Annotated in this window: 21 protein-coding genes and 1 pseudogene; 15 read left to right on the plus strand and 7 right to left on the minus strand. The window is 57.7% G+C overall.

The features are described 5' to 3' along the window. The first annotated feature begins 106 nt into the window (after nt 1-106). The 5 genes from ftsY (at nt 107) to IEV54_RS06865 (ending at nt 4,695) form a co-directional block, all read left to right on the plus strand. On the plus strand, nt 107-1,288 hold the full coding sequence (ftsY, locus tag IEV54_RS06845; protein ID WP_150276578.1) for a signal recognition particle-docking protein FtsY: 1,182 nt from the start codon (nt 107-109) through the stop codon (nt 1,286-1,288). Between the two features lie 3 nt (nt 1,289-1,291). Continuing rightward, complete coding sequence (ftsE, locus tag IEV54_RS06850) at nt 1,292-1,954, plus strand: cell division ATP-binding protein FtsE (RefSeq protein ID WP_150276579.1); 663 nt, start codon at nt 1,292-1,294, stop codon at nt 1,952-1,954. 2 nt (nt 1,955-1,956) lie between these two features. After that, a complete protein-coding gene (gene ftsX / locus IEV54_RS06855) occupies nt 1,957-2,961 on the plus strand; it encodes a permease-like cell division protein FtsX (protein ID WP_150276580.1) in 1,005 nt (334 codons plus the stop codon). A 141-nt stretch (nt 2,962-3,102) separates the two neighbouring features. After that, nucleotides 3,103-3,969 (plus strand): RNA polymerase sigma factor RpoH, encoded by an 867-nt coding sequence (gene rpoH / locus IEV54_RS06860; RefSeq protein WP_150276581.1) that lies wholly within the window; start codon nt 3,103-3,105, stop codon nt 3,967-3,969. 123 nt (nt 3,970-4,092) lie between these two features. Beyond that, nucleotides 4,093-4,695: a hypothetical protein gene (locus IEV54_RS06865; protein WP_150276582.1), complete on the plus strand. Its 603-nt coding sequence runs from the start codon at nt 4,093-4,095 to the stop codon at nt 4,693-4,695. Nucleotides 4,696-4,716: 21 nt separating this feature from the next. Here IEV54_RS06865 and mtgA read toward each other — a convergent pair whose 3' ends face one another. Then, nucleotides 4,717-5,472, minus strand: a complete 756-nt coding sequence (gene mtgA, locus IEV54_RS06870) for a monofunctional biosynthetic peptidoglycan transglycosylase (protein ID WP_150276583.1) — start codon at nt 5,470-5,472, stop codon at nt 4,717-4,719. Nucleotides 5,473-5,523: 51 nt separating this feature from the next. On the opposite strand from mtgA, the gene IEV54_RS06875 reads away from it, so the two are divergent. The 4 genes from IEV54_RS06875 to trmB all read left to right on the plus strand — a co-directional run bounded on the left by IEV54_RS06875 (nt 5,524) and on the right by trmB (nt 7,776). Continuing rightward, nucleotides 5,524-5,898 (plus strand): DUF423 domain-containing protein, encoded by a 375-nt coding sequence (locus tag IEV54_RS06875; RefSeq protein ID WP_150276584.1) that lies wholly within the window; start codon nt 5,524-5,526, stop codon nt 5,896-5,898. A gap of 78 nt (nt 5,899-5,976) precedes the next feature. Further along, nucleotides 5,977-6,177 (plus strand): sulfur carrier protein ThiS, encoded by a 201-nt coding sequence (thiS, locus tag IEV54_RS06880; RefSeq protein WP_150276585.1) that lies wholly within the window; start codon nt 5,977-5,979, stop codon nt 6,175-6,177. Between the two features lie 19 nt (nt 6,178-6,196). Continuing rightward, on the plus strand, nt 6,197-6,988 hold the full coding sequence (locus tag IEV54_RS06885) for a thiazole synthase (protein ID WP_150276586.1): 792 nt from the start codon (nt 6,197-6,199) through the stop codon (nt 6,986-6,988). Nucleotides 6,989-7,059: 71 nt separating this feature from the next. Further along, nucleotides 7,060-7,776: a tRNA (guanosine(46)-N7)-methyltransferase TrmB gene (gene trmB / locus IEV54_RS06890; protein WP_150276734.1), complete on the plus strand. Its 717-nt coding sequence runs from the start codon at nt 7,060-7,062 to the stop codon at nt 7,774-7,776. 20 nt (nt 7,777-7,796) lie between these two features. Here the strand turns inward: trmB and IEV54_RS06895 are convergent, their stop codons facing one another. Further along, nucleotides 7,797-8,546 carry a substrate-binding periplasmic protein gene (locus IEV54_RS06895; RefSeq protein ID WP_150276587.1) on the minus strand — a complete coding sequence of 250 codons (750 nt, stop codon included), beginning with the start codon at nt 8,544-8,546 and terminating at the stop codon, nt 7,797-7,799. A gap of 191 nt (nt 8,547-8,737) precedes the next feature. Here IEV54_RS06895 and IEV54_RS06900 point away from each other — a divergent pair. Then, a pseudogene (locus IEV54_RS06900) lies at nt 8,738-9,226 on the plus strand (DNA topoisomerase IB-related protein); the annotation flags it as partial. A gap of 125 nt (nt 9,227-9,351) precedes the next feature. Here IEV54_RS06900 and IEV54_RS06905 read toward each other — a convergent pair. Next, nucleotides 9,352-9,996 carry an esterase/lipase family protein gene (locus tag IEV54_RS06905; RefSeq protein ID WP_223825362.1) on the minus strand — a complete coding sequence of 215 codons (645 nt, stop codon included), beginning with the start codon at nt 9,994-9,996 and terminating at the stop codon, nt 9,352-9,354. 443 nt (nt 9,997-10,439) lie between these two features. Here IEV54_RS06905 and IEV54_RS06910 point away from each other — a divergent pair, with 443 nt between their 5' ends. Together IEV54_RS06910 and IEV54_RS06915 are read left to right on the plus strand one after the other, a co-directional pair. Continuing rightward, a complete protein-coding gene (locus tag IEV54_RS06910; protein WP_150276588.1) occupies nt 10,440-11,765 on the plus strand; it encodes a YjgN family protein in 1,326 nt (441 codons plus the stop codon). A gap of 11 nt (nt 11,766-11,776) precedes the next feature. Beyond that, a complete protein-coding gene (locus IEV54_RS06915) occupies nt 11,777-12,922 on the plus strand; it encodes a M48 family metallopeptidase (protein ID WP_150276589.1) in 1,146 nt (381 codons plus the stop codon). Nucleotides 12,923-12,991: 69 nt separating this feature from the next. Here the strand turns inward: IEV54_RS06915 and IEV54_RS06920 are convergent, their stop codons facing one another. The 3 genes from IEV54_RS06920 to IEV54_RS06930 form a co-directional block, all read right to left on the minus strand. Further along, complete coding sequence (locus tag IEV54_RS06920; protein ID WP_150276590.1) at nt 12,992-13,777, minus strand: hypothetical protein; 786 nt, start codon at nt 13,775-13,777, stop codon at nt 12,992-12,994. Nucleotides 13,778-13,880: 103 nt separating this feature from the next. Next, nucleotides 13,881-15,452 (minus strand): methyl-accepting chemotaxis protein, encoded by a 1,572-nt coding sequence (locus IEV54_RS06925; RefSeq protein WP_150276591.1) that lies wholly within the window; start codon nt 15,450-15,452, stop codon nt 13,881-13,883. Further along, nucleotides 15,386-15,886, minus strand: a complete 501-nt coding sequence (locus IEV54_RS06930) for a hypothetical protein (protein ID WP_150276592.1) — start codon at nt 15,884-15,886, stop codon at nt 15,386-15,388. Before IEV54_RS06930 ends, IEV54_RS06925 begins: the two co-directional genes overlap by 67 nt. Nucleotides 15,887-16,152: 266 nt before the next feature. Between IEV54_RS06930 and IEV54_RS06935 the strand changes: the two genes are divergently transcribed. Further along, nucleotides 16,153-17,352, plus strand: coding sequence for a serine hydrolase domain-containing protein (locus tag IEV54_RS06935; RefSeq protein ID WP_150276593.1), 1,200 nt, complete (start codon nt 16,153-16,155; stop codon nt 17,350-17,352). A gap of 114 nt (nt 17,353-17,466) precedes the next feature. Here IEV54_RS06935 and IEV54_RS06940 read toward each other — a convergent pair whose 3' ends face one another. Then, nucleotides 17,467-17,673, minus strand: a complete 207-nt coding sequence (locus tag IEV54_RS06940; RefSeq protein ID WP_223825363.1) for a hypothetical protein — start codon at nt 17,671-17,673, stop codon at nt 17,467-17,469. Nucleotides 17,674-17,793: 120 nt separating this feature from the next. Between IEV54_RS06940 and IEV54_RS06945 the strand changes: the two genes are divergently transcribed. Both IEV54_RS06945 and gloA read left to right on the plus strand, forming a co-directional pair. Next, nucleotides 17,794-18,654: a crotonase/enoyl-CoA hydratase family protein gene (locus IEV54_RS06945; RefSeq protein ID WP_150276594.1), complete on the plus strand. Its 861-nt coding sequence runs from the start codon at nt 17,794-17,796 to the stop codon at nt 18,652-18,654. Between the two features lie 35 nt (nt 18,655-18,689). After that, nucleotides 18,690-19,232: a lactoylglutathione lyase gene (gene gloA / locus IEV54_RS06950; RefSeq protein ID WP_150276595.1), complete on the plus strand. Its 543-nt coding sequence runs from the start codon at nt 18,690-18,692 to the stop codon at nt 19,230-19,232. The last annotated feature ends 69 nt before the right edge of the window (nt 19,233-19,301 follow it).

A 19,301-nucleotide genomic window follows, 5' to 3' on the forward strand; every position in this document is an offset into this window, starting at 1 on the left:
AGCATCCTGTAGGAACGTACCGCCTGTGGCGGAAGTGGGGTAGGATAACCCAACCTTCAATGCGGCGGTCAAACACCCGCTGCCCGATCCTAGATAGTGAAAGTCAATGTTTGGTTCCAAAGACAAGTCTGATCAGTCCGCTACCCCTAAAGCCGCCCTGGATGGCAACAAGCCCGAGAAAAAGGGTCTGTTTGGCTGGGGCAAGCGCAAAAACGAGAACGCTGAAGCCGAGCCGGCGGCACGGCCAGAAGCTGTCCCGCAGAACAGCGATGAGGCCGCCCGCCAGGTAGCTCAATCGCTGTTTTCCGGCCTGGGCCAGGCGGAAGCCAAAGTCCAGCCCGAGCCTCAGGAGGCAGAGCCGGCGGCCGGCAGCTTCTTCGCGCGGATGAAAGCCGGTCTGTCCAAGACCAGCGGCAACCTGGGCGAGGGCATGGCCAACATGTTCCTCGGCGAGAAAGACATCGACGACGAGCTGCTCGAGGAGCTGGAAACCCGGCTGCTGATGGCCGACGTGGGTATCGAGGCTGCGACCCTGATCATGGAGTCGCTGCAGCAGCGCGTGCGTCGTCGCCAGCTGTCCAATCGCAAGGCGCTGTACAGGGCATTGCAGGACGAACTGGAAACACTGCTCGCTGATGTCGCCAAGCCCATGGTCATTACCCCCGAAAAGCAGCCCTTCGTGATTCTGGTGGTGGGCGTCAATGGTGTGGGCAAGACCACGACCATCGGCAAGCTCGCCAAGCGCCTGCAGAACGAGGGTCGCAGCGTCATGCTGGCCGCCGGTGATACCTTCCGCGCGGCGGCCGTTGAACAGCTGCAGGTGTGGGGTGAGCGCAACAATATTCCGGTGGTGGCGCAACACACCGGCTCGGATTCGGCCTCGGTGGTGTTCGATGCCCTGCAGGCGGCCAAGGCTCGGGGTGTTGATGTGTTGATTGCCGACACTGCTGGCCGGCTGCACAACAAAGACAACCTCATGGACGAGCTGAAAAAGGTCAAGCGGGTAATGAGCAAGCTTGATCCCGACGCGCCCCATGAGATTCTGCTGGTACTCGATGCCGGCACCGGTCAGAACGCCATATCCCAGACCAAGCTGTTCGATCAGGCGGTGGGTCTCAGTGGCCTGGTGCTGACCAAGCTCGACGGCACGGCCAAGGGTGGGGTGATCTTCGCCCTGGCCAAACAGTTCGGCCTGCCCATCCGTTTTATCGGTGTGGGCGAGCAGATAGACGACCTGCGGCCCTTCACCGCACCGGAATTCGTCAAGGCACTGTTTGGGCGTGAGTAGACCATGATTCGTTTCGAGCAGGTCAGCAAACGCTATCCCAACGGCCATATGGGTCTGGATAACCTGAGCTTTCATATAAAGGTTGGCGAGATGGTTTTCATCACCGGCCATTCCGGCGCGGGCAAGAGTACCCTGCTCAAGCTGATCATGTGCATGGAGCGCCCCAGCTCCGGCCAGGTGCATGTGGGCGGGCAGAACCTGCGAGAGCTGAGCGGTGATGACATCCCCTACCTGCGCCGGCAGGTTGGCGTGGTCTTCCAGAACCACCAGCTGTTGTTCGACCGCACGGTGTTCGACAACGTCGCCCTGCCGCTGATCATCAACGGCACGCCACCGGGTGAAGTCGGCCGGCGCGTGCGCGCGGCGCTGGACAAGGTTGGCCTGCTGAGCAAGGAAAGCCTCTATCCCATAGCCCTGTCCGGCGGCGAGCAGCAACGCGTCGGCGTGGCCCGTGCCGTGGTGCACAAGCCAGCACTACTGCTCGCCGACGAGCCGACCGGTAACCTCGACCCGGCACTGTCTGCCGAGATCATGGGGCTGTTCGAGGACTTCAACCGCGTAGGGGTCACGGTCATTATTGCCAGCCACGATCTGCCGCTGATCGCAACACTCGACCACCGCATGTTGACCCTGGATCAGGGTCGATTGCTTCGGGATGGTGAATAGCCATGGCTGACGACAAACAGAAAGCCCCGGCCAGACGTGGTGCAAAGGTGCCCAGTGGTGCGGCGCGTTCAGGCCACAGCTGGAAACATACCCTGCGCAGCTGGTTTGGTAGCCACCGGGACAGCGCGCGGCAGGCTCTGGAGCGTCTGCGTCTCAATCCACTGAGCAGTGCGATGACGATTCTGGTCATGACCATCGTCCTCGCCCTGCCCATGGGTCTGGCCGTGTTGATCGGTCAGGTAGAACGGTTGGGCGTGGACTGGCAACGGGCGGCGCAGCTGTCGGTGTATCTGATCGAGGATGTAGAGACGGCAACCGCGGCGTCTTTGCTGGCTGAGGTGCGCGCTCTGGAGCAGGTTTCCGAAGCTCATCTGCTCGATCCCGAGTTGGCTCTGGCTGAGTTCAAACAGCATTCGGGTATGGGCGATGCCCTGGATCAGCTGGCCTATAACCCCTTGCCGGCAGTGATCATCGTGACGCCCTCGAGTATCGAGGGCGGCGCCTCGACACTCGAACCGTTACGCGATCAGCTGACTGCCCTGTCAGGCGTTGATCAGGTGCAGATTGATCTGCTCTGGATCGAGCGCCTGACCGGTATTCTGGCGCTGCTGGAGCGTTTTACCGGCGGTCTGGCCGTGTTGCTGGTGTTGGCCCTGTTACTGGTCATGATCAATACCATCCGTCTGGCGATCGAAGGTCGCCGTGACGAAATCGTGGTGATCAAACTGGTGGGGGGGACGGATGCCTTCGTCCGACGGCCATTCCTTTACATCGGGGTGCTTTATGGTCTGCTGGCCGGGTTGCTCGCCTGGTTGCTGCTCGCGATTGGCATGGGCTGGCTGAACAATACGGTGCGCGATCTGGCAGAGCTCTATCAGAGCGATTTTGCCCTGACCGGCATGCCGGTTATCGACGGTCTTACCCTGGTTGCCGGCGCAATGCTGCTGGGCCTGGTTGGTGCCTGGCTTGCTGTGGGTCGACATATTGCTGATATTCAGCCGGAATAATTGCAAGACATTGCAGACTGGGGCCCATTCAGCCGCCCGTCGGAGCTGCCCTGCGCGTCGGCTCAGCACGGAACTAGGCCGGGGTTTCATAGTCTTATCTGGCAGTGATACACTCGGCTGTCAATTTTTTGGAGTACAAACATGAGCACTGCCCTGCAGCCCATACATAATCTGGTCCCGGGTGCGAACCTGGAGGCTTATGTTCAGACGGTGAGCAGAATTCCGATCCTCAGTGTTGAAGAGGAGCGGGAGTTGGCTGATCGTTTGTTCTACAACGAAGATCTCGAAGCGGCGCGTCAACTGGTCATGTCGCACCTGCGGTTTGTTGTGCACATTGCGCGCAGTTATTCCGGTTACGGCCTGGCTCAGGCAGACCTGGTACAGGAAGGCAACGTCGGTCTCATGAAGGCGGTCAAGCGCTTCAACCCGGAAATGGGTGTGCGTCTGGTGTCCTTCGCAGTGCACTGGATCCGTGCCGAAATACACGAGTTCATCCTGCGCAACTGGCGCATCGTCAAGGTGGCCACCACCAAGGCGCAGCGCAAGCTGTTCTTCAACCTGCGCAGCGCCAAGAAGAAACTGTCCTGGTTGTCAGAAGACGAAGTCAATGCCGTTGCCGCCGACCTGGGCGTGGTTACCCGCGAAGTACGCGAAATGGAGAGCCGGCTGTATGGCCAGGATCTCGGCTTCGATGGTGCCCAGGACGACGACGATGATGCTGTGGCCTATGCGCCGGTGCACTACCTGGAAGACAAACGCTACGATCCGGCTACCCAGCTGGAATCGGCTGACTGGACTGACAGCTCTGTTGCCCAGCTGCAGAATGGGCTGGAGCAACTCGATGAGCGCAGCCGCGATATTCTCTATCAGCGCTGGCTGGCTGAAGAAAAGGCTACCCTGCACGAACTGGCGGCCAAGTACCAGGTGTCGGCTGAACGTATCCGCCAGCTGGAAAAGAACGCCATGAACAAGTTGAAGAAGAATCTGGACAGCGAAGACGCTGCCTGATTCTGTTATCCGCCTGACCGGTCACGTCAAAGGCATCCCTAGGGATGCCTTTTGTGTTTCTGGCCCCCCAGCGCGGCAACCGGCATAATCCCGGCATAAATAATAATCTGTCAGGAGCATCGAATGAGTTTTCGCCCCCGCGCCGGCATGGCCACCCTGTTCAGTCTGGTAGTCATCGCCCTGTTTTTCCTCGTCACCTGGGTCATGGATCAGCGCGAGCCTGAACCCATGCAGTGGCAGGAGCGTTACCAGCAATCGATCTGGACTCCCCTGCGCGAGGGTGACCTGACCCTGGCCGGTGTCGACAAGCCGTTAGGCGTGGGCCGGTTATGGATGGTCAGTGTCGAGGATGAGCCTTTGCTGGTCAGCCGCTATGTGATCCAGAGCGACGAGCTGAACTGGCGCGTGCAGGCGGTAATCGAGTTGGATACTGAGCGCATGGCCAGCCTGATCAAGGCGCAGGACTGGACGGCCGGCATGCGCGATCAATCTGTGTCGCCTTCGGTCGGTGCCGCCCTGGCTGGTCAGCCGGTGGAGCGGATCAGTCTGATTCCCTCCGAACCGGTAGCAATCAAGCGCATTGTCGGCACTCTGGGTGAACCCGATATGCGCATGGATGTGAGTGAGGGCAACCAGGCCTGGGTTTACGGCCGCATGGGCGCCGTGGTTGCTGTCAGTGGTGACCAAGCCCATTCGATCATGTTCGGCTTGCAGGGCGCCCGCTAGGGCAAGTCAGGCTTTATCCGCTTAGACGTCCAGGCGGTTGCGCCAGTAACGCAGGGTCAGCCATTGCGGCAGTGGCTGGCCCTTCTGCATCTCGCGCAGATAATGGCTGCCGCCCAACTGTCTGGATTGGTTTTGAATCCAGGACGCCCGGCGCTGTACGTGTGCCGGCGGGCTTGCAGCACGCCACTCCCGTGGATTAGGCAGCACCGCAGCCAGCAGGCTCGCCTGGCGATCAGAGAGGTAGCTGGCGCCCACGCCGAAATGCTCACGGGCTGCTGCATCCACACCAAATACGCCGCGATCCCATTCGGCAATGTTGAGGTAGACTTCGAGAATACGCTGCTTGGGCCAGAAGACTTCGATCCAGAGGGTGAACCAGACTTCCAGACCCTTGCGGACCCAGCTGCGCCCGGACCAGAGAAACTGATTCTTGGCTACTTGCTGGCTGATAGTGCTGGCGCCGCGCACACTACCGCCCTGGCGATTGTGCTCTACTGCGGCCTTGATGGCCTCAACGTCAAAACCGTAATGCTCGGCAAAGCGCTGATCTTCGGCGGCAATCACCGCCATTTTCATGCTGTCGGGTATGCTGTGGTACGGCACCCAGTCTCGCCGGATCTCATAGGGGGTGTCATCGCCACGGTGCTCGATCCAGCGCTCGACCATCAGCGCCGAGCCGGGAGAGGGTATCCAGCGCAGTGCGATGACCGGAAGCAGGCTGACCAGCATCAGAATCAGCACCCACTTGGCGATTTTGCGCAGCACTAACTTGATCATTCACGGGCCCTTCACAGCGTTGGCCCGCAGTATAGAACGGAGTATTCAACCATGGCCAAACTATTGCTTTTACTGGCGTCCTTCAGTGGTTTTACCGGGGTGGCCCTCGGTGCATTCGGCGCCCATGGCCTGCGTGACAAACTCCCGGAGAATCTGCTCAATGCCTTCCAGACCGGGGTGCAATACCAGCTCTGGCACACCGCTGCGCTGATGGGCATTGCATTGTTACTGCTGCGCTGGCCGGAAAGTACCCTGTTCAAGGTCTCAGGGGGGCTCTTGGTGCTTGGCATTTTGCTGTTTTCCGGCAGTCTCTACGCCATGGCACTCAGTGGGATCGGCAGGCTCGGCATCATCACCCCCTTTGGCGGCTTGTCCTTCCTGCTGGCCTGGTTGTGCCTGGGTGCCGGAGTATGGCGTCATCTGTGAGGCGTTGAGCATGGTCAGCCCCGCCGTGATCACGTTACAATAGCGCTTTCCCGATGACCCCCAGCCCCCGAGAAGCCCATGCAGATTCAACTGAATGGCGACCCTTTCGTCCTTGACCGCGCAATGACCCTGACTGACCTGATCGAGCATCTGGGTCTGAGCGGCAAGCGTCTGGCCATCGAGCTGAATCTGGAGATCGTGCCGCGTAGCGAGCACAGCCAGACTTTCCTGGCCGAGGGTGATCGGATCGAAATCGTCCATGCCATTGGCGGCGGCTAGGCTGCCCTGCGGAGAACCCATGACAGATCTGAATCAGGACGCCTTCACCATTGCCGGCGTGCAGTACGGCTCACGGCTGCTGGTTGGCACCGGCAAGTACAAGGATATGGAAGAGACCCGCGCGGCCATCGAAGCCTCGGGTGCAGAAATCGTCACCGTTGCCATCCGGCGCAGCAACATCGGCCAGAACCCCGATGAGCCCAATCTGCTGGATGTGATCCCGCCAGACCGTTACACCATTTTGCCCAATACCGCCGGCTGCTTCACCGCCGAAGACGCCGTGCGCACTTGCCGCCTGGCCCGTGAGCTGCTGGATGGTCGTAACCTGGTAAAGCTGGAAGTACTGGCCGACCAGAAGACCCTGTTCCCCAATGTGATCGAAACCATCAAGGCGGCAGAAGTGCTGATCAAGGACGGCTTCGATGTGATGGTGTACACCAGCGATGACCCAATCATTGCCCGTCAGCTGGCGGAAATGGGCTGCGTGGCTGTAATGCCACTGGCCGGCCTGATTGGCTCGGGCCTGGGTATCTGCAACCCCTACAACCTGCGCATCATTCTCGAAGAAGCCACGGTGCCGGTGCTGGTCGATGCGGGTGTGGGCACTGCCTCCGACGCAGCCATCGCCATGGAGCTGGGTTGTGCAGGCGTATTGATGAACACCGCGATTGCCCACGCGAAACAGCCCGTGCTGATGGCCGAAGCCATGAAGCATGCGGTACTCGCCGGCCGCGGTGCATTCCTCGCCGGCCGGATGGAACGCAAGCTTTACGCCAGCGCCTCTTCGCCGCTGGCCGGCACCTTTTTCTGAACGAGAGCTACATGTCCGAGACCCCAACCGATAACCCGTCCGACGATCTGGCAGATGATGCTGAAAATGAAATGATTGAGGGCGCTGAAGCCGTCGAGGAGGGCGCAGCGCCCCCCCGCCGCGCGATTCGCAGCTTCGTGATGCGCGCCGGACGTATGACCGAGGCGCAGAAACGCGGTATCGATCTCGGCTGGCCGCGCTTTGGCCTGAACCTGAATCAGGGCCCACTGGATCTGGACACCCTCTTCGGTCGCCAGGCCCCACGTACCCTGGAAATCGGCTTTGGCATGGGGCAGTCCCTGCTGGAAATGGCGCAAGTTGCTCCCGAGCAGGACTTTATCGGCGTCGAAGTGCATCCCCCAGGTGTGGGCTCGCTGCTGAACGGCGTGCTCACTGAAGGCGTCAGCAACCTGCGGGTATTTGACTGTGACGCCATTGAAGTGCTCAACCAGTGCATCCCCGATGGCAGCCTGGACCGGGTGCTGCTGTTCTTCCCTGATCCCTGGCACAAGAAGAAGCACAACAAGCGCCGCATCGTGCAACTAGCCTTTGCCGAGCAACTGCGTAACAAACTAAAGATCGGCGGCATCTTCCATATGGCCACCGACTGGGAAGCCTACGCTGAGCACATGCTGGAAGTCATGAGCGCCGCGCCGGGTTACCGCAATCTGGCCGAAGACGGCACCTACGTTCCCCGCCCGCAAGAACGACCCATCACCAAGTTCGAGCGCCGCGGCGAGCGATTGGGGCATGGGGTCTGGGATCTGAAGTTCGAGCGGGTGGAGTGAGTCCGCGTCTGCCCTGATTGTCATGGGGCAGGAATTTGCGCGTATCGCAGCTGGATGCGCGCCAGCTCTCCCGCCTCGCGTAGCTGCTCCAGAGCCTCGGCCCAGGCAGCTACTACCTCATCCTCACTATCCCGGCTGAACGCAATGTACAGCGAGGCGCGATAGATCTCGATGGGAATCTGGCGCAGGGTGTCGGGCGCGATGTCCAATTGGCGAGAATAGTAGTCCACCCCGCCATCGGTGTCGCCGATGATGATGTCGGTGCGTCCGGCTATTAGCATGCGGTAAAGCTGTTGGTTCTTGGTGGCGCTTTTGTCCAGATTGTCGAACCCCAGAGACTCCAGTAAATCTGGAAGCAGGCCAGCATTGCGCGTGGTGATCCGCGGGGCGTTCATCAGTTGTGCCAGGGAATATATCTGCTGCGGGGCGCTGGCCAATTGGTAGGGATGAATGGAATCCTCGACGATAGGTCCCACCCATTTGTAGAGCGGCTCGCGTTCTGCCGTGCGAAATAGTGAATACATGATTGTGCGCGGCTGCTCGTTTAAGGCGCGTGTGGCCCGCATGCTGGGCAATACTTCCACCTTAAAGTTATCACCGGTCAGCGCCATGATTGCCTGCACGATGTCCGTGGTTATACCCGCGAGCTGATCGTTTTCCAGGTAGTTGTACGGCGCCCACTCCTCGGTAACGATCTGATAATGCTCAGCTCTGGTAATGGTGCTGATTACCAGAACGAGTAGCCCTGCTGTAAGTGTTGAAAATTTCACAGGTTCGGCCTGGTCGTCTGTGAGTTGTTGAAAGGGGGCTTTGACCAAAGTGATAATCCAAGCATAGACCCTGGAGCAAGCCAGAAAGGCCCTCTGATCAGTGGAAAGGAGACAACTTGTAACGTCATGGCCTGAAAATGATTGATACGACGGCTAAATGTTGCGGTCAATCTCCCTTGCCCACCTGATTTGATGCCAAAGACGAGCGCATCAGCGATGCCGACGAGATCAAGCGCCTCAACGCTCTAGCGGTACCTCCGGCTTATACCGTGGTCTGGATCTGCGCCGACCCGCGCGGCCATCTGCAGGCCACCGGCCGCGACGCCAAGGAACGCAAGCAATACCGCTACCATCCGCGCTGGCGTGAAGTGCGCGATATCGACAAGTACTCGCGCCTGCAGGAGTTCGGCAAGGCGTTGCCGAAACTGCGCAAGAAGCTGGAAACGCAACTCGCCGATCCAGGCTTCAGCCGCGAAAAGGTCCTTGCCGCGGTCGTCATGCTGCTGGACGCCACCCTGATTCGTGTAGGCAACAGCCAACACGCCAAGGACAACAAATCCTATGGCCTGACGACTTTACGCACCCGCCATGTGGACGTCGCCGGCAGCGAGATTCAGTTCCATTTTCGCGGCAAGAGCGTTATTGAGCACGAAGCCAGCGTCAAGGATCGACGCCAAGCCGCGAGGGCGCAAGGGACTCAAAGCCGAAGAGGTGGCCTTGGCGACTTTTCTGGAGTGGCCGAGGCTGATTTGGCGGGGGAGGCTGAGGCGGGGTAGGCCGATAGGCGGCAAGTATTCCACTGGTGCTATAGCCCGCTGTCTCTTCTGAATGACCCGTTTTTCAGAAAATGTACGGTTTGCTCAATAGCTGTTTCGTTTCTCATCAGAAAAGGGTGGGTTGCCGGTAAAGCGATAAAGTCGGTCATGCCTTCGACTTTGGTGGCTTCAACCGACACCTTGCCATCGTTCGGATTGGGCAGGAACGTCGACAGTATCAAATTGATGCTCTGCGTGCCGGCAATCACCCCGAGCTCGAATTTCACCGGCCCGAGGGACTTGGGCGCATCAGTGCGGTCGGTGCCAAGCTGCATGCCGGCAGGGCCGTTCAGCCACTCGAAGCCCGGCGTCTCCCGCAAATTATCCACCACCTCGCTACCCTGGTTTGGCGGTCCCAACATGACTACGCGCCCTATCTCGGCGTTTTCATGCTGCGCCATATAGGCGCGTACAAGAATGCCGCCAAGCGAGTGGGTGACGAAATGGATCCTGGTTGCGCCCGCTGCGGTGCACGAGCCAAGGCCTTCTCCCACAGCCTTGTTGGCCAGTTCCCCAACGGAGTGCTTGCGAGACGGGTAATCTATGTTTTCAACCAGATAGTTTTCGGCCAACAGCGCCGCTTCCAGCTTGCCCATGGAGTCAGCGGTGCGCGCCAGGCCGTGCAGCAGAACCACACATTCCACCGCCTGAGCTGAGCCGCATAGCAGGCACAGAGTAAGGAGAGAGCAAAGCTGCTTCCAACGATCTCGATTCATCGGTTTATAGCGCCCAGCGTACCGGGCGGTCCTCTAGTGTGATCGGTCCTTTGAAAGCCATAGTATCGCGCCTTTCGATCCCCACAAGCGGCCTCGCCAAGCTCCGCTACTTTTCTAGTGCCATTGCGCGTGCTATATCTACCCCACTGGCCAAGCTCGCTTGACAGCACTCCCTCCTATTTTGGCAAGGACTGCCGACAATCTCGCTTGTGTGTATTTTTATCGTCCGGACAGACGTGGTGCGTGTGCTTGTGCGCGTAGGTCGGGCGGTAGCCTGCCAGAGGCCCACCATGGGTCGTTCTGAGCGCCTTGCCCGGGCAGTAGTACAGGAATGTAGAGAATAATTAAAAAAGGGAAATGAGATGAGTGACTCTGCTATAGACAGCTTTCAGGTGGTGTATTCAGGCGTCCTGCCCGGTTTTAGCCATACGGACGTACGCACGGCAATGGCCAAACTGTTCAAGACCACCGAAGAGAAAGCCGAACGGATTCTTGCCAGCAATCGCGCCGTGATCAAAGCGGGTATTGATCAGGCCATGGGGGAGAAATATCTGGAGAAGCTGTCGAGTATTGGTATCGCTGCCCAGTTGAAACCCGAGCCTGCGATAGTAGCTATAACCTCAGACGCTGCAACCACTTTCACGGCGGCTGTAGCTGGGGGCGGTGGCGAGCGAATCTCCACCAATGCTGGTGCTGCAACAAAACATAAAGCCGAAGAGCACGTGCCTTTTGTCTTTACCGGTAACGGCTTCGAGTACTTCAAGATCTGGATCGTCAACATTCTGCTATCCGTTATCACCCTGGGTATTTATTCTGCCTGGGCCAAGGTACGCAACAAACAGTACTTCTACGGCAATACGCTGCTTGATGGCGCCAGCTTTTCCTATACGGCCAATCCGGTCAAGATTCTGATTGGACGCATCATCGCCTTTGTCTTTTTCGTTGTTTACGCCGTGGCGGGGGAGCTGAGTATTGTCGCGGGTATCATAATGGCTGGGTTGTTATTGGTGATAATGCCCTGGGTGATCTGCAAATCGCTGCGCTTCAATGCCCACTACAGTCGATATCGCAACGTGCCTTTCGTGTTTCACGGTCGCATGGGTGAAGCCGCCATGGCGTTTCTGCTTTGGCCGCTACTCGGCGCTATTACGCTTGGCATCTTGATGCCCTATGCCTATTACCAGCAGCAGAAATTCATCTATAACAACCACAGTTACGGCACGGCAGATTTTGATTTCAGGGCCACTGTGGGCGCGTACTACGGTATTTTCCTGTTGATACTCGGCATTTTCGTGGTGGGAGGCATCGCCGCCTTTTTAGCTGGCATGGTGCTGCCGCCGCTGGCGTTCCCGGTGATTGCAGCGATGTATCTGGTGGTTTTCGCCTACTTTGTCGTGGCCACCAGCAACCTTAACTACAACAATATCCATGTGCGCGAGCACCGCTTCAAGGCCCGGTGGAAGGTGCAGTCCTACTTCTGGCTGATGTGTACCAATACCCTGGGTATCCTCTTCACCCTGGGCTTTTTCATTCCTTGGGCTCGTGTGCGCACTGCTCGTTACAAAGCCAGGCATACCAGTGTGTTGGCAGTGGGCGACCTGGATAGCTTTGCCGCTGCCGAGCGCGATGCGGTGGGTCCGGTGGGTGAGGGTATGGGCGATCTGTTTGATATCGAGGTCGGCTTCTAGTGAGTTCTGCAATGCAGCCTATAGCGGGTAGCTGGTTTATGGCGGGCCAGGCTCGCCGTGAACCGGCCGAGTTGGCGGTGGATGGATCCGGTGTGGCGCGCGTTGTCTCTCAGGGAGAAGGCCGCGAGCTGGCGCGGGTGAACGCCGCCGAGCTGGATGTCAGCTCGCGGCTCGGGCAGACGCCACGGTTTGTGCGTCTGCCCTGTGGCGGCGTACTGGAAACCGATAACAATGATGCGGTAGACGAGCTGATGCATCAGTGGCAGCCCCGCCGTTTCCTGGGCTGGATTCACAAGCTGGAAAGTCACTTGCCCTTTGTGATCGTCACCGCATTGCTTGTGGCGATCTTAGCCTGGGCCAGTGTTTTTCACGGCTTGCCGGCTGCCGCTGAGCGCATGGCCCACGCTCTGCCAGCTGAAACACTCAACACCATTTCCCGGGAAACCCTGGCGCTGATGGACAGGCTGTACCTGAAGCCCAGCGAACTCTCCGCCGCAAAGCAGGCTGAACTGCAGGCTGACTTTGCCCCGGTCCTGGCCGCCTATCGGCAATTGCCGCTCAAGGTTCTGTTTCGCCAGGGTGGCGAGCGCGTAGGCGCCAATGCCTTTGCCCTGCCCGATGGCACCATGATCTTTACCGATGAAATCGTGACACTGGCACAGCGCAACGAGGAGCTTGTGGCGGTGTTAGCGCACGAAGTGGGTCATATTCATCATCGCCATAGCCTGCGCGCCATGATCCAGAATAGTGTGATTGGTATTGCCTATCTGATGGTGGTGGGCGACGCCTCGGCAGTGGGCGACCTGTTTGTCGGCTTACCCGTAGTGGCGGCGACCCTGGCCTATTCCCGCGACCACGAACTGGAAGCGGACCGCTTTTCCGTTGCCTACCTCGACCGTCAGGGCATCGAGCGCCAGGCGTTCGTAAATATTTTGCAGCGGATGAACGACAGTGCCCAGTGCCGCGAACTGCTCAGTGAGCAGGATGGCATAGCTGTTGATGAGCTGTCCGAGAGTGAGCGCCTGGCATTGTGCGGGGAGTTGCTAGCTGAGGGAGGTAAGTCCAAAGACAGCATCTGGAGCGACTACTTTTCCACTCATCCGGCCATGCAGGAGCGGTTGGAACGGTTTGTTGAATATCCATTCGTGGATAGATGATGTGGGAAAATGGTGGTCGGTAGAAATGCTTACCAGGCCCCGTGCATAAATGTGTCCGGTTCGTCCGAATCAGAATCGATAGTCCCAACCCATTGCCGGGCCTTGCAGGGCGGCGTCGAAGGCAAAGTCTGATGAGGTATAGTCCACCGCAAGCCTCCGGTAAGCTAGCAACAGTGCGCTTCGATCAGTGAGCTTGTAGCCAAGCGCTCCCATTAGATCGGAGCTGAATCTGGAGCCAACATCAAAACCGCCAATCATTGCCCAGCCGGTAAAATAGGTTCGTTCACCAAGATGGTAGGTGCCTTTTATCCCCACGATGGGGTCGATCCAGCTTTCCTCGTCGCGTCCGTCTACAGAAAACAGATTGCCGAGACTGACATTGATGTCTGTTTGTAGCCCCCAATAACGGGCGCCACCGACGACGTCCATGTATCCGTGGTCGTTATCGATCGCGCGATACTGCCCCGCAAGCATGAATGTCGCCGCCTTGACCTTGGCTTGCGCATCAACCTCAATGCCGACAGGCGTGGGGATACGACCTGATTCGCTCAGACTGACATACAGCAAGTCAGTCAACACACCGTAGCGCCCACGTCTTGCTTCGAATGCCAGCATTGCACCGGCATCCAGGCCTTCAAGTACGTCGCTGAAGTTTTTGCTGACATCTGCGCGGCGCGAAAATTTGCCCACCTCACCCTCGAGCCCAGCGCCCCAAAGGTATGGTGTCACGCGATAACGCCATTGGCTCTCATCGATACGCTCATGTTCTGTTGTCACAGCCGCTGTGGCACTTAAAGAAAGCGCAGAGGCCAGTACGCCACCGAGTAATCCGCGTAAAACTGTTGTTTTTTGCATAGCTTACTTCTGCCAACAAGTTAATGGAGTTGAAGCCTGGTTGTTCCTGAAAGGGATCTCTGGGCGCATGCACGAGTCAGGGTAAGGTCTTGTTATCTGCCGATTAAATTTTGTAATAGGCAAGCAATTCGCGCAGTTTTTCTGCCAGTAAGGTGAGGTTTTGGCTGGCATCTTGCGTCTGTTGAACCAAGTCGCCATTCTTGGCTGCCTCGTCACTGATGCTCAACACGTTGCGATTGATGTCCTCGACAACATGGCTCTGCTCTTCAGCCGCGCTGGCAATTTCAGTGTTTACCTGGCTGATACGGGTGATAGCTTCCAGAACATCATCGAAAGCTTCGCCTGCATCTTTCGCCGCCTCGGCATTGATAATAGCTATCTTGCTGTTTTCTGACATCATTTCGGAGGAGCGATTCACACCCTGTTGCACCCGTTCGATCATGCTGCGGATTTGCTCGGTGGAGGCTTGCGTTCTTTGCGCAAGCGAGCGGACCTCATCAGCTACTACGGCAAAGCCCCGCCCCTGTTCGCCTGCACGCGCAGCTTCAATGGCGGCATTGAGCGCCAGTAGGTTAGTTTGTCCGGCAATATTTACAATAACTTCCAAGACTGTGCCAATGTCCGTGCTAGCGGAAGCAAGGTCATCTATAACTTTCATGGAAGATGAGATGTCATGTGCCTGGTTTTGAATGCTCCTGATCGTCGATTCGAGGGAGTTCCTGCCTTCCAGTGCCTGTGAGCTGGCCCGGTTCGCAGCATCTTCGCCAGTTGCTGCGCTTTGCGCGACACTTTGTGCGGTCAGGCTCATCTCATGCATGGCCGTGGCCACCATTTCGGTTTCACGATTTTGGTTATTGATTGATTCATTCGAGCGTTCCGCTACTGTCGCCAGCTCGTTAGCCTGCACCAGCAGGGTATTGGCTGATTCAAGAGCTGCACGCATTGTGTGCTGCATGCGATCAAGCAGGCGATCAAAGGCACGAGCTAACACACCTAATTCATCCTTGCTGGTACTGTTGAACCGTACGGTCAGGTCACCGTTGCCATCGGCAATATCTTCGATCGTTGCAATGGTTGCATTCAGGGGGCGACTTATAATCAGTGTCATCATCAGACTGATGCAGAGCGCCAATATGAGGCCTGCTAGCGTGATCATAACGGCCATGGAAAGGGAGCTGGTGAGCACCAGTTGGCGTAGCTCGGATTTGGAATAGGCTGTAATGATCTCGTAGCCCCAGGGTGTATAGGCATGGGTTTCAATGTGCCATTGCTGGCTGGCCTCCCCGATCGCTTTGGTAATAGCATCTTCAGATACGTGATCAGAATGCATCCTCAGCGTGCCTTTCGGGTCACGCAAGGCCACAAAACCTTGCTCCAGAATTCGTGAGTTCGATATCGCTTCAGACGAGGCGCTCAAGTCAGCGGAATAGCCGACGTACCAGATTCCGAGTGTATTGCCTTGCGCATCTTTGATGGGCTCATAGCCGGTCAGGTAGGGCATGCCCAATATGTCAACCTGGCCATAAAAAGCGTTGCCTTCCAGAATGGCATTAATTGCCGCACCGTTGGGATCGAGTTGCGTACCTATGGCGCGCTGCCCATCTCGCATCACGTTGGTAGAAACTCGTACGAAGTTGTTACCTTGGCGAGAAAAGAGAGTTGCAGTCCCGCCCATAATTTCCGTAACCCATCCACCAGCGCGAAGTTGTTGGCCTGTGGTTGACCGCCCAGCTGTAACTCCGGTGGCGAAGCAGTGCCCACACTGACAGGCTGACCAAGCGACGGGTCGCCTATGGTCATGCCGCGTTGAATCAGTAGCTGCATGCTGTTTTTTACGCGCTCACTCATGATTGAATCAGTCAACCCCAAGAGCCTTGCTGCCTCATTCTTTCGGTGGGTTGCTTCAGCTAGTGCTTGATCATGAATCCACTTGCCTTGCGTTACAGAGCTGAAAATCACGGTAGCGGCGATGAATGAGAGCAGTACCACTGTCAGAGTCAGGACGAATTTTTTTCTGAGTGTCATTTGTGAGCGTCCCTGGTTGGAATAGCACTGATTATTACCCCGTTCACCGTATTCACAACGTTCTAATAGAATTAATTTGCGCAAAAGTGTTTCTCACCTTGCGCTGCACAAATACCTCATGGAAAAAATGGCCTGGGGTACTTGGGGAGCAGTTCAGATGAATATCAATTCAGGAGGGGTGAACGTTAGACATGTCTATCAACCTTTGTTTGTATTGCGCTTCCGGTTTTACTCGCCGTCCGCCAAGTTATTGCCATATCAACCGATCACCCCTATCTATTGGCCCAAATGCACCCGCCGAGAACCTGCGCTCTCCCCTAAGATAGGCATACAAAAATAAGGGGGTAAGCATGAAGAAGTGGATTATCTCGATCGTCATTTTGCTGTTGGCGGGAGGCGGCGTTTTTTGGGCTACGGCTGACCAGGACATGCGCAGGCTGGTGCTGAACCTGCCTACCAATTCCGATGTGCTGTTCTGGTCTACGCCAGAGCGTGATGCTGCTTTTCGGGCTATGGACCGCTTGCCTGTTTTATCCGAGTCGCGCGTTATCGCCGCCGGTAACAATGCCTATCCGTTGCCTGAGGGTGCGCCGCTGGATATTGGCATGGACGTGGATGCCTTTATGGCCTCGCAACGCGCCGCGGCGCTGGTGATTGTGCATGACGGCAAGGTACGCCTTGAGCAGTATGGCCTGGACTTCGGGCCCGATGGCCGCTGGACCAGTTTCTCCGTGGCCAAATCCTTTACCTCGACCCTGGTCGGCGCCGCTATCAAGGATGGCCATATCAAGAGCATCGATGACATGGTGTCGGCGTACATTCCCGGCCTTGAAGGCTCTGTTTACGACAATGTCACCATCAAGCAGTTGCTGACGATGACATCCGGTGTGAAATGGAATGAGGATTATGGCGACCCCCAGTCGGACGTGGCCCTGTTTTCCGACCACAAGCCCGAGCCGGGTGTCGATGTCACCGTGAGCTACATGCGCCAGCTGGAAGCCGAGGCGGAGCCGGGTACCAAGTGGGTGTATAAAACCGGTGAGACCAACCTGATTGGCGTTCTGGCCAGTTCGGCCGCCAACAAACCGCTGGCGCAGTACCTTTCCGAGAAAGTCTGGAAGCCCTTTGGCATGGAGCAGGACGCGACCTGGCTATTGGGGTCCACGGGGCATGAAATCAGTGGGTGCTGCATCCAGGCTGCCACACGCGACTACGCTCGATTCGGGCTGTTCATCATGGGTGGCGGCATCGCTGATGGCGAGCAGGTACTGCCGGAGGGCTGGATCGCCGAGGCGACCACCAAGCAGGCGGACATTGGTGCCCCGGGGCATGGCTACGGTTATCAGTGGTGGACGCTGGATGATGGCGCCTACATTGCGCAGGGTATCTTCGGCCAGGGTATTTTCATCGATCCCCAGCGGAAGCTGGTAATTGCCTCGAACGGCAACTGGCCCCAGGCTACTGATATGCAGGGTGGTACTCAGGGTGAAGAGCGTCTGGCGTTTTTCCGGCAGGTGCAGGCGGCTATTGATCGGGAGCTTGAGCGCTAGTTCAGGCATATTAGTGCGCCCGAGGAGGGGGCGCAGGAGACAAGCTTTGCTTCCCTGCGCCTCTCGCAAAAAGGAGATAGATTTATTGAGTGCTAATTGACCGGCATCAGCTCATCAGACCTTCGCATAGATCAACCAGCTTATGAAAGCCGCAAACGGCGCAAGCAACACGAGGCCGCCTACCAACAAAGCAAAGCCCCAGGCATAACCGCTTTCGCCTTCGAATCTGCCGCCGCTGAAAAGCTTCAGCACGCCAACGCCGATCCGATGGCATACAACGTTGACTAGAAAATCGAAAATAACGTCCATTGCTTGTTTCAAGACCTCTCGCTTCCTGCATCCACCCCAACAATACCCCCACATACGCTTTCGTAACACAACTGGTGGCTGTGACCGGTCGGTTCTACACTGGGCGGCACATGATCAACAGGGAGTACCCGCATGTCTTATGAAACACTCGATTACCAGGTAGAGGACGGCATTCTGACGCTGACCCTTAACCGCCCCGACCGCATGAATGCATTCAATGGCGCAATGTGTCGCGAGTTGATTGCGGCCTTTGATGCGGCCGATGCTGACGATGCTGTACGTGTGATTGTGGTGACGGGTGCGGGCAAGGCGTTTTGCGCCGGAGCGGATCTGGAGAAGGGTGGTGATACCTTCAACCGTCACAAGCGCCAGGGCGAACCGGAAGGCGATACGCTGCGTGATGGTGGCGGCACGGTATCGCTGCGGATCTATGAGTGCACCAAGCCGGTGATCGGGGCGTTCAACGGTGCGGCGGTGGGTGTGGGCGCGACCATGACCTTGCCGATGGATATTCGCATGGCGTCGACCAAGGCGAAGTTCGGCTTTGTGTTTGCCCGTCGCGGGATCACCATGGAGGCCTGCTCCAGCTGGTTCCTGCCGCGCCTGGTAGGCCCGATGCAGGCAGCCGAGTGGGTGTATACCGGTCGTGTTTTCAGTGCCGAGGAGGCGCTCAAGGGTGGTCTGGTCCGCAGTCTTCATGAACCCGACGAGTTACTGCCGGCAGCCTACGAGCTGGCGCGGGAAATTGTCGATAATACCTCCGGCATGTCCGCGCTGCTTAACCGTCAGTTGATGTGGCGCATGATGGGCGCGGATCATCCGATGGAAGCGCACAAGGTAGATTCGCGGGCGATTGCCTTCATGGGCGAGTCTGCAGACGCCCAGGAAGGAGTACAATCCTTCCTCGAGAAACGTCCGCCGCAGTTCAAGTTGAGCCCGAGCAAGGACCGCCCCCCATTCTACCCCTGGTGGGACGAGCGCCCCTTCAAGTAAGGGCCGCCACTCACCCAGGTACAGAGGAGTCCGCCATGAGCCGTCATTTCGAATCCGCGACCGGTCTGTGTGAAAACCGCGATCCAGCGACCGAAGGCTTTGTGTTCAACCAGACCATGCTGCGCATCAAGTCACCGGAGGTCACTCTGGATTTCTACACGCGGATCATGGGCATGACGTTGGTCAAGAAGCTGGATTTCGAGCAGATGCAGTTCAGCCTGTATTTTCTGGCTGCGATCGACAGTAAGGATCTGGGATTGTGGTCGGATGATCCGCAGGAGCGGCTGGTACAGACCTTCGGCCGCCCGGCCATGCTGGAGCTGACCCATAACTGGGGCACCGAGAGCGATGCGGACTTTGCCTACCACAATGGTAACGATGAACCGAAGGGCTTTGGCCACATCGGTTTTGCGGTGCCCAATCTGGAGGTCGCCTGTGAGCGTTTCGAGGGGCTGGGTGTCAGCTTCGTCAAGCGGCCGCAGGATGGCAAGATGAACAACATTGCCTTTATCCGCGACCCGGACGGCTACTGGATCGAGCTGTTCACGCCGGGGGATTTGCGGGGAGCTTTCAGCTGACAGCTCGGATGAAATCTCGCCTGACTTTTCCATAGGCATAAAAAAACCGGGCGCTGTAAACAGCGCCCG

Source organism: Halopseudomonas salina, assembly GCF_014637955.1.
Taxonomy (GTDB): Bacteria; Pseudomonadota; Gammaproteobacteria; order Pseudomonadales; family Pseudomonadaceae; genus Halopseudomonas; species Halopseudomonas salina.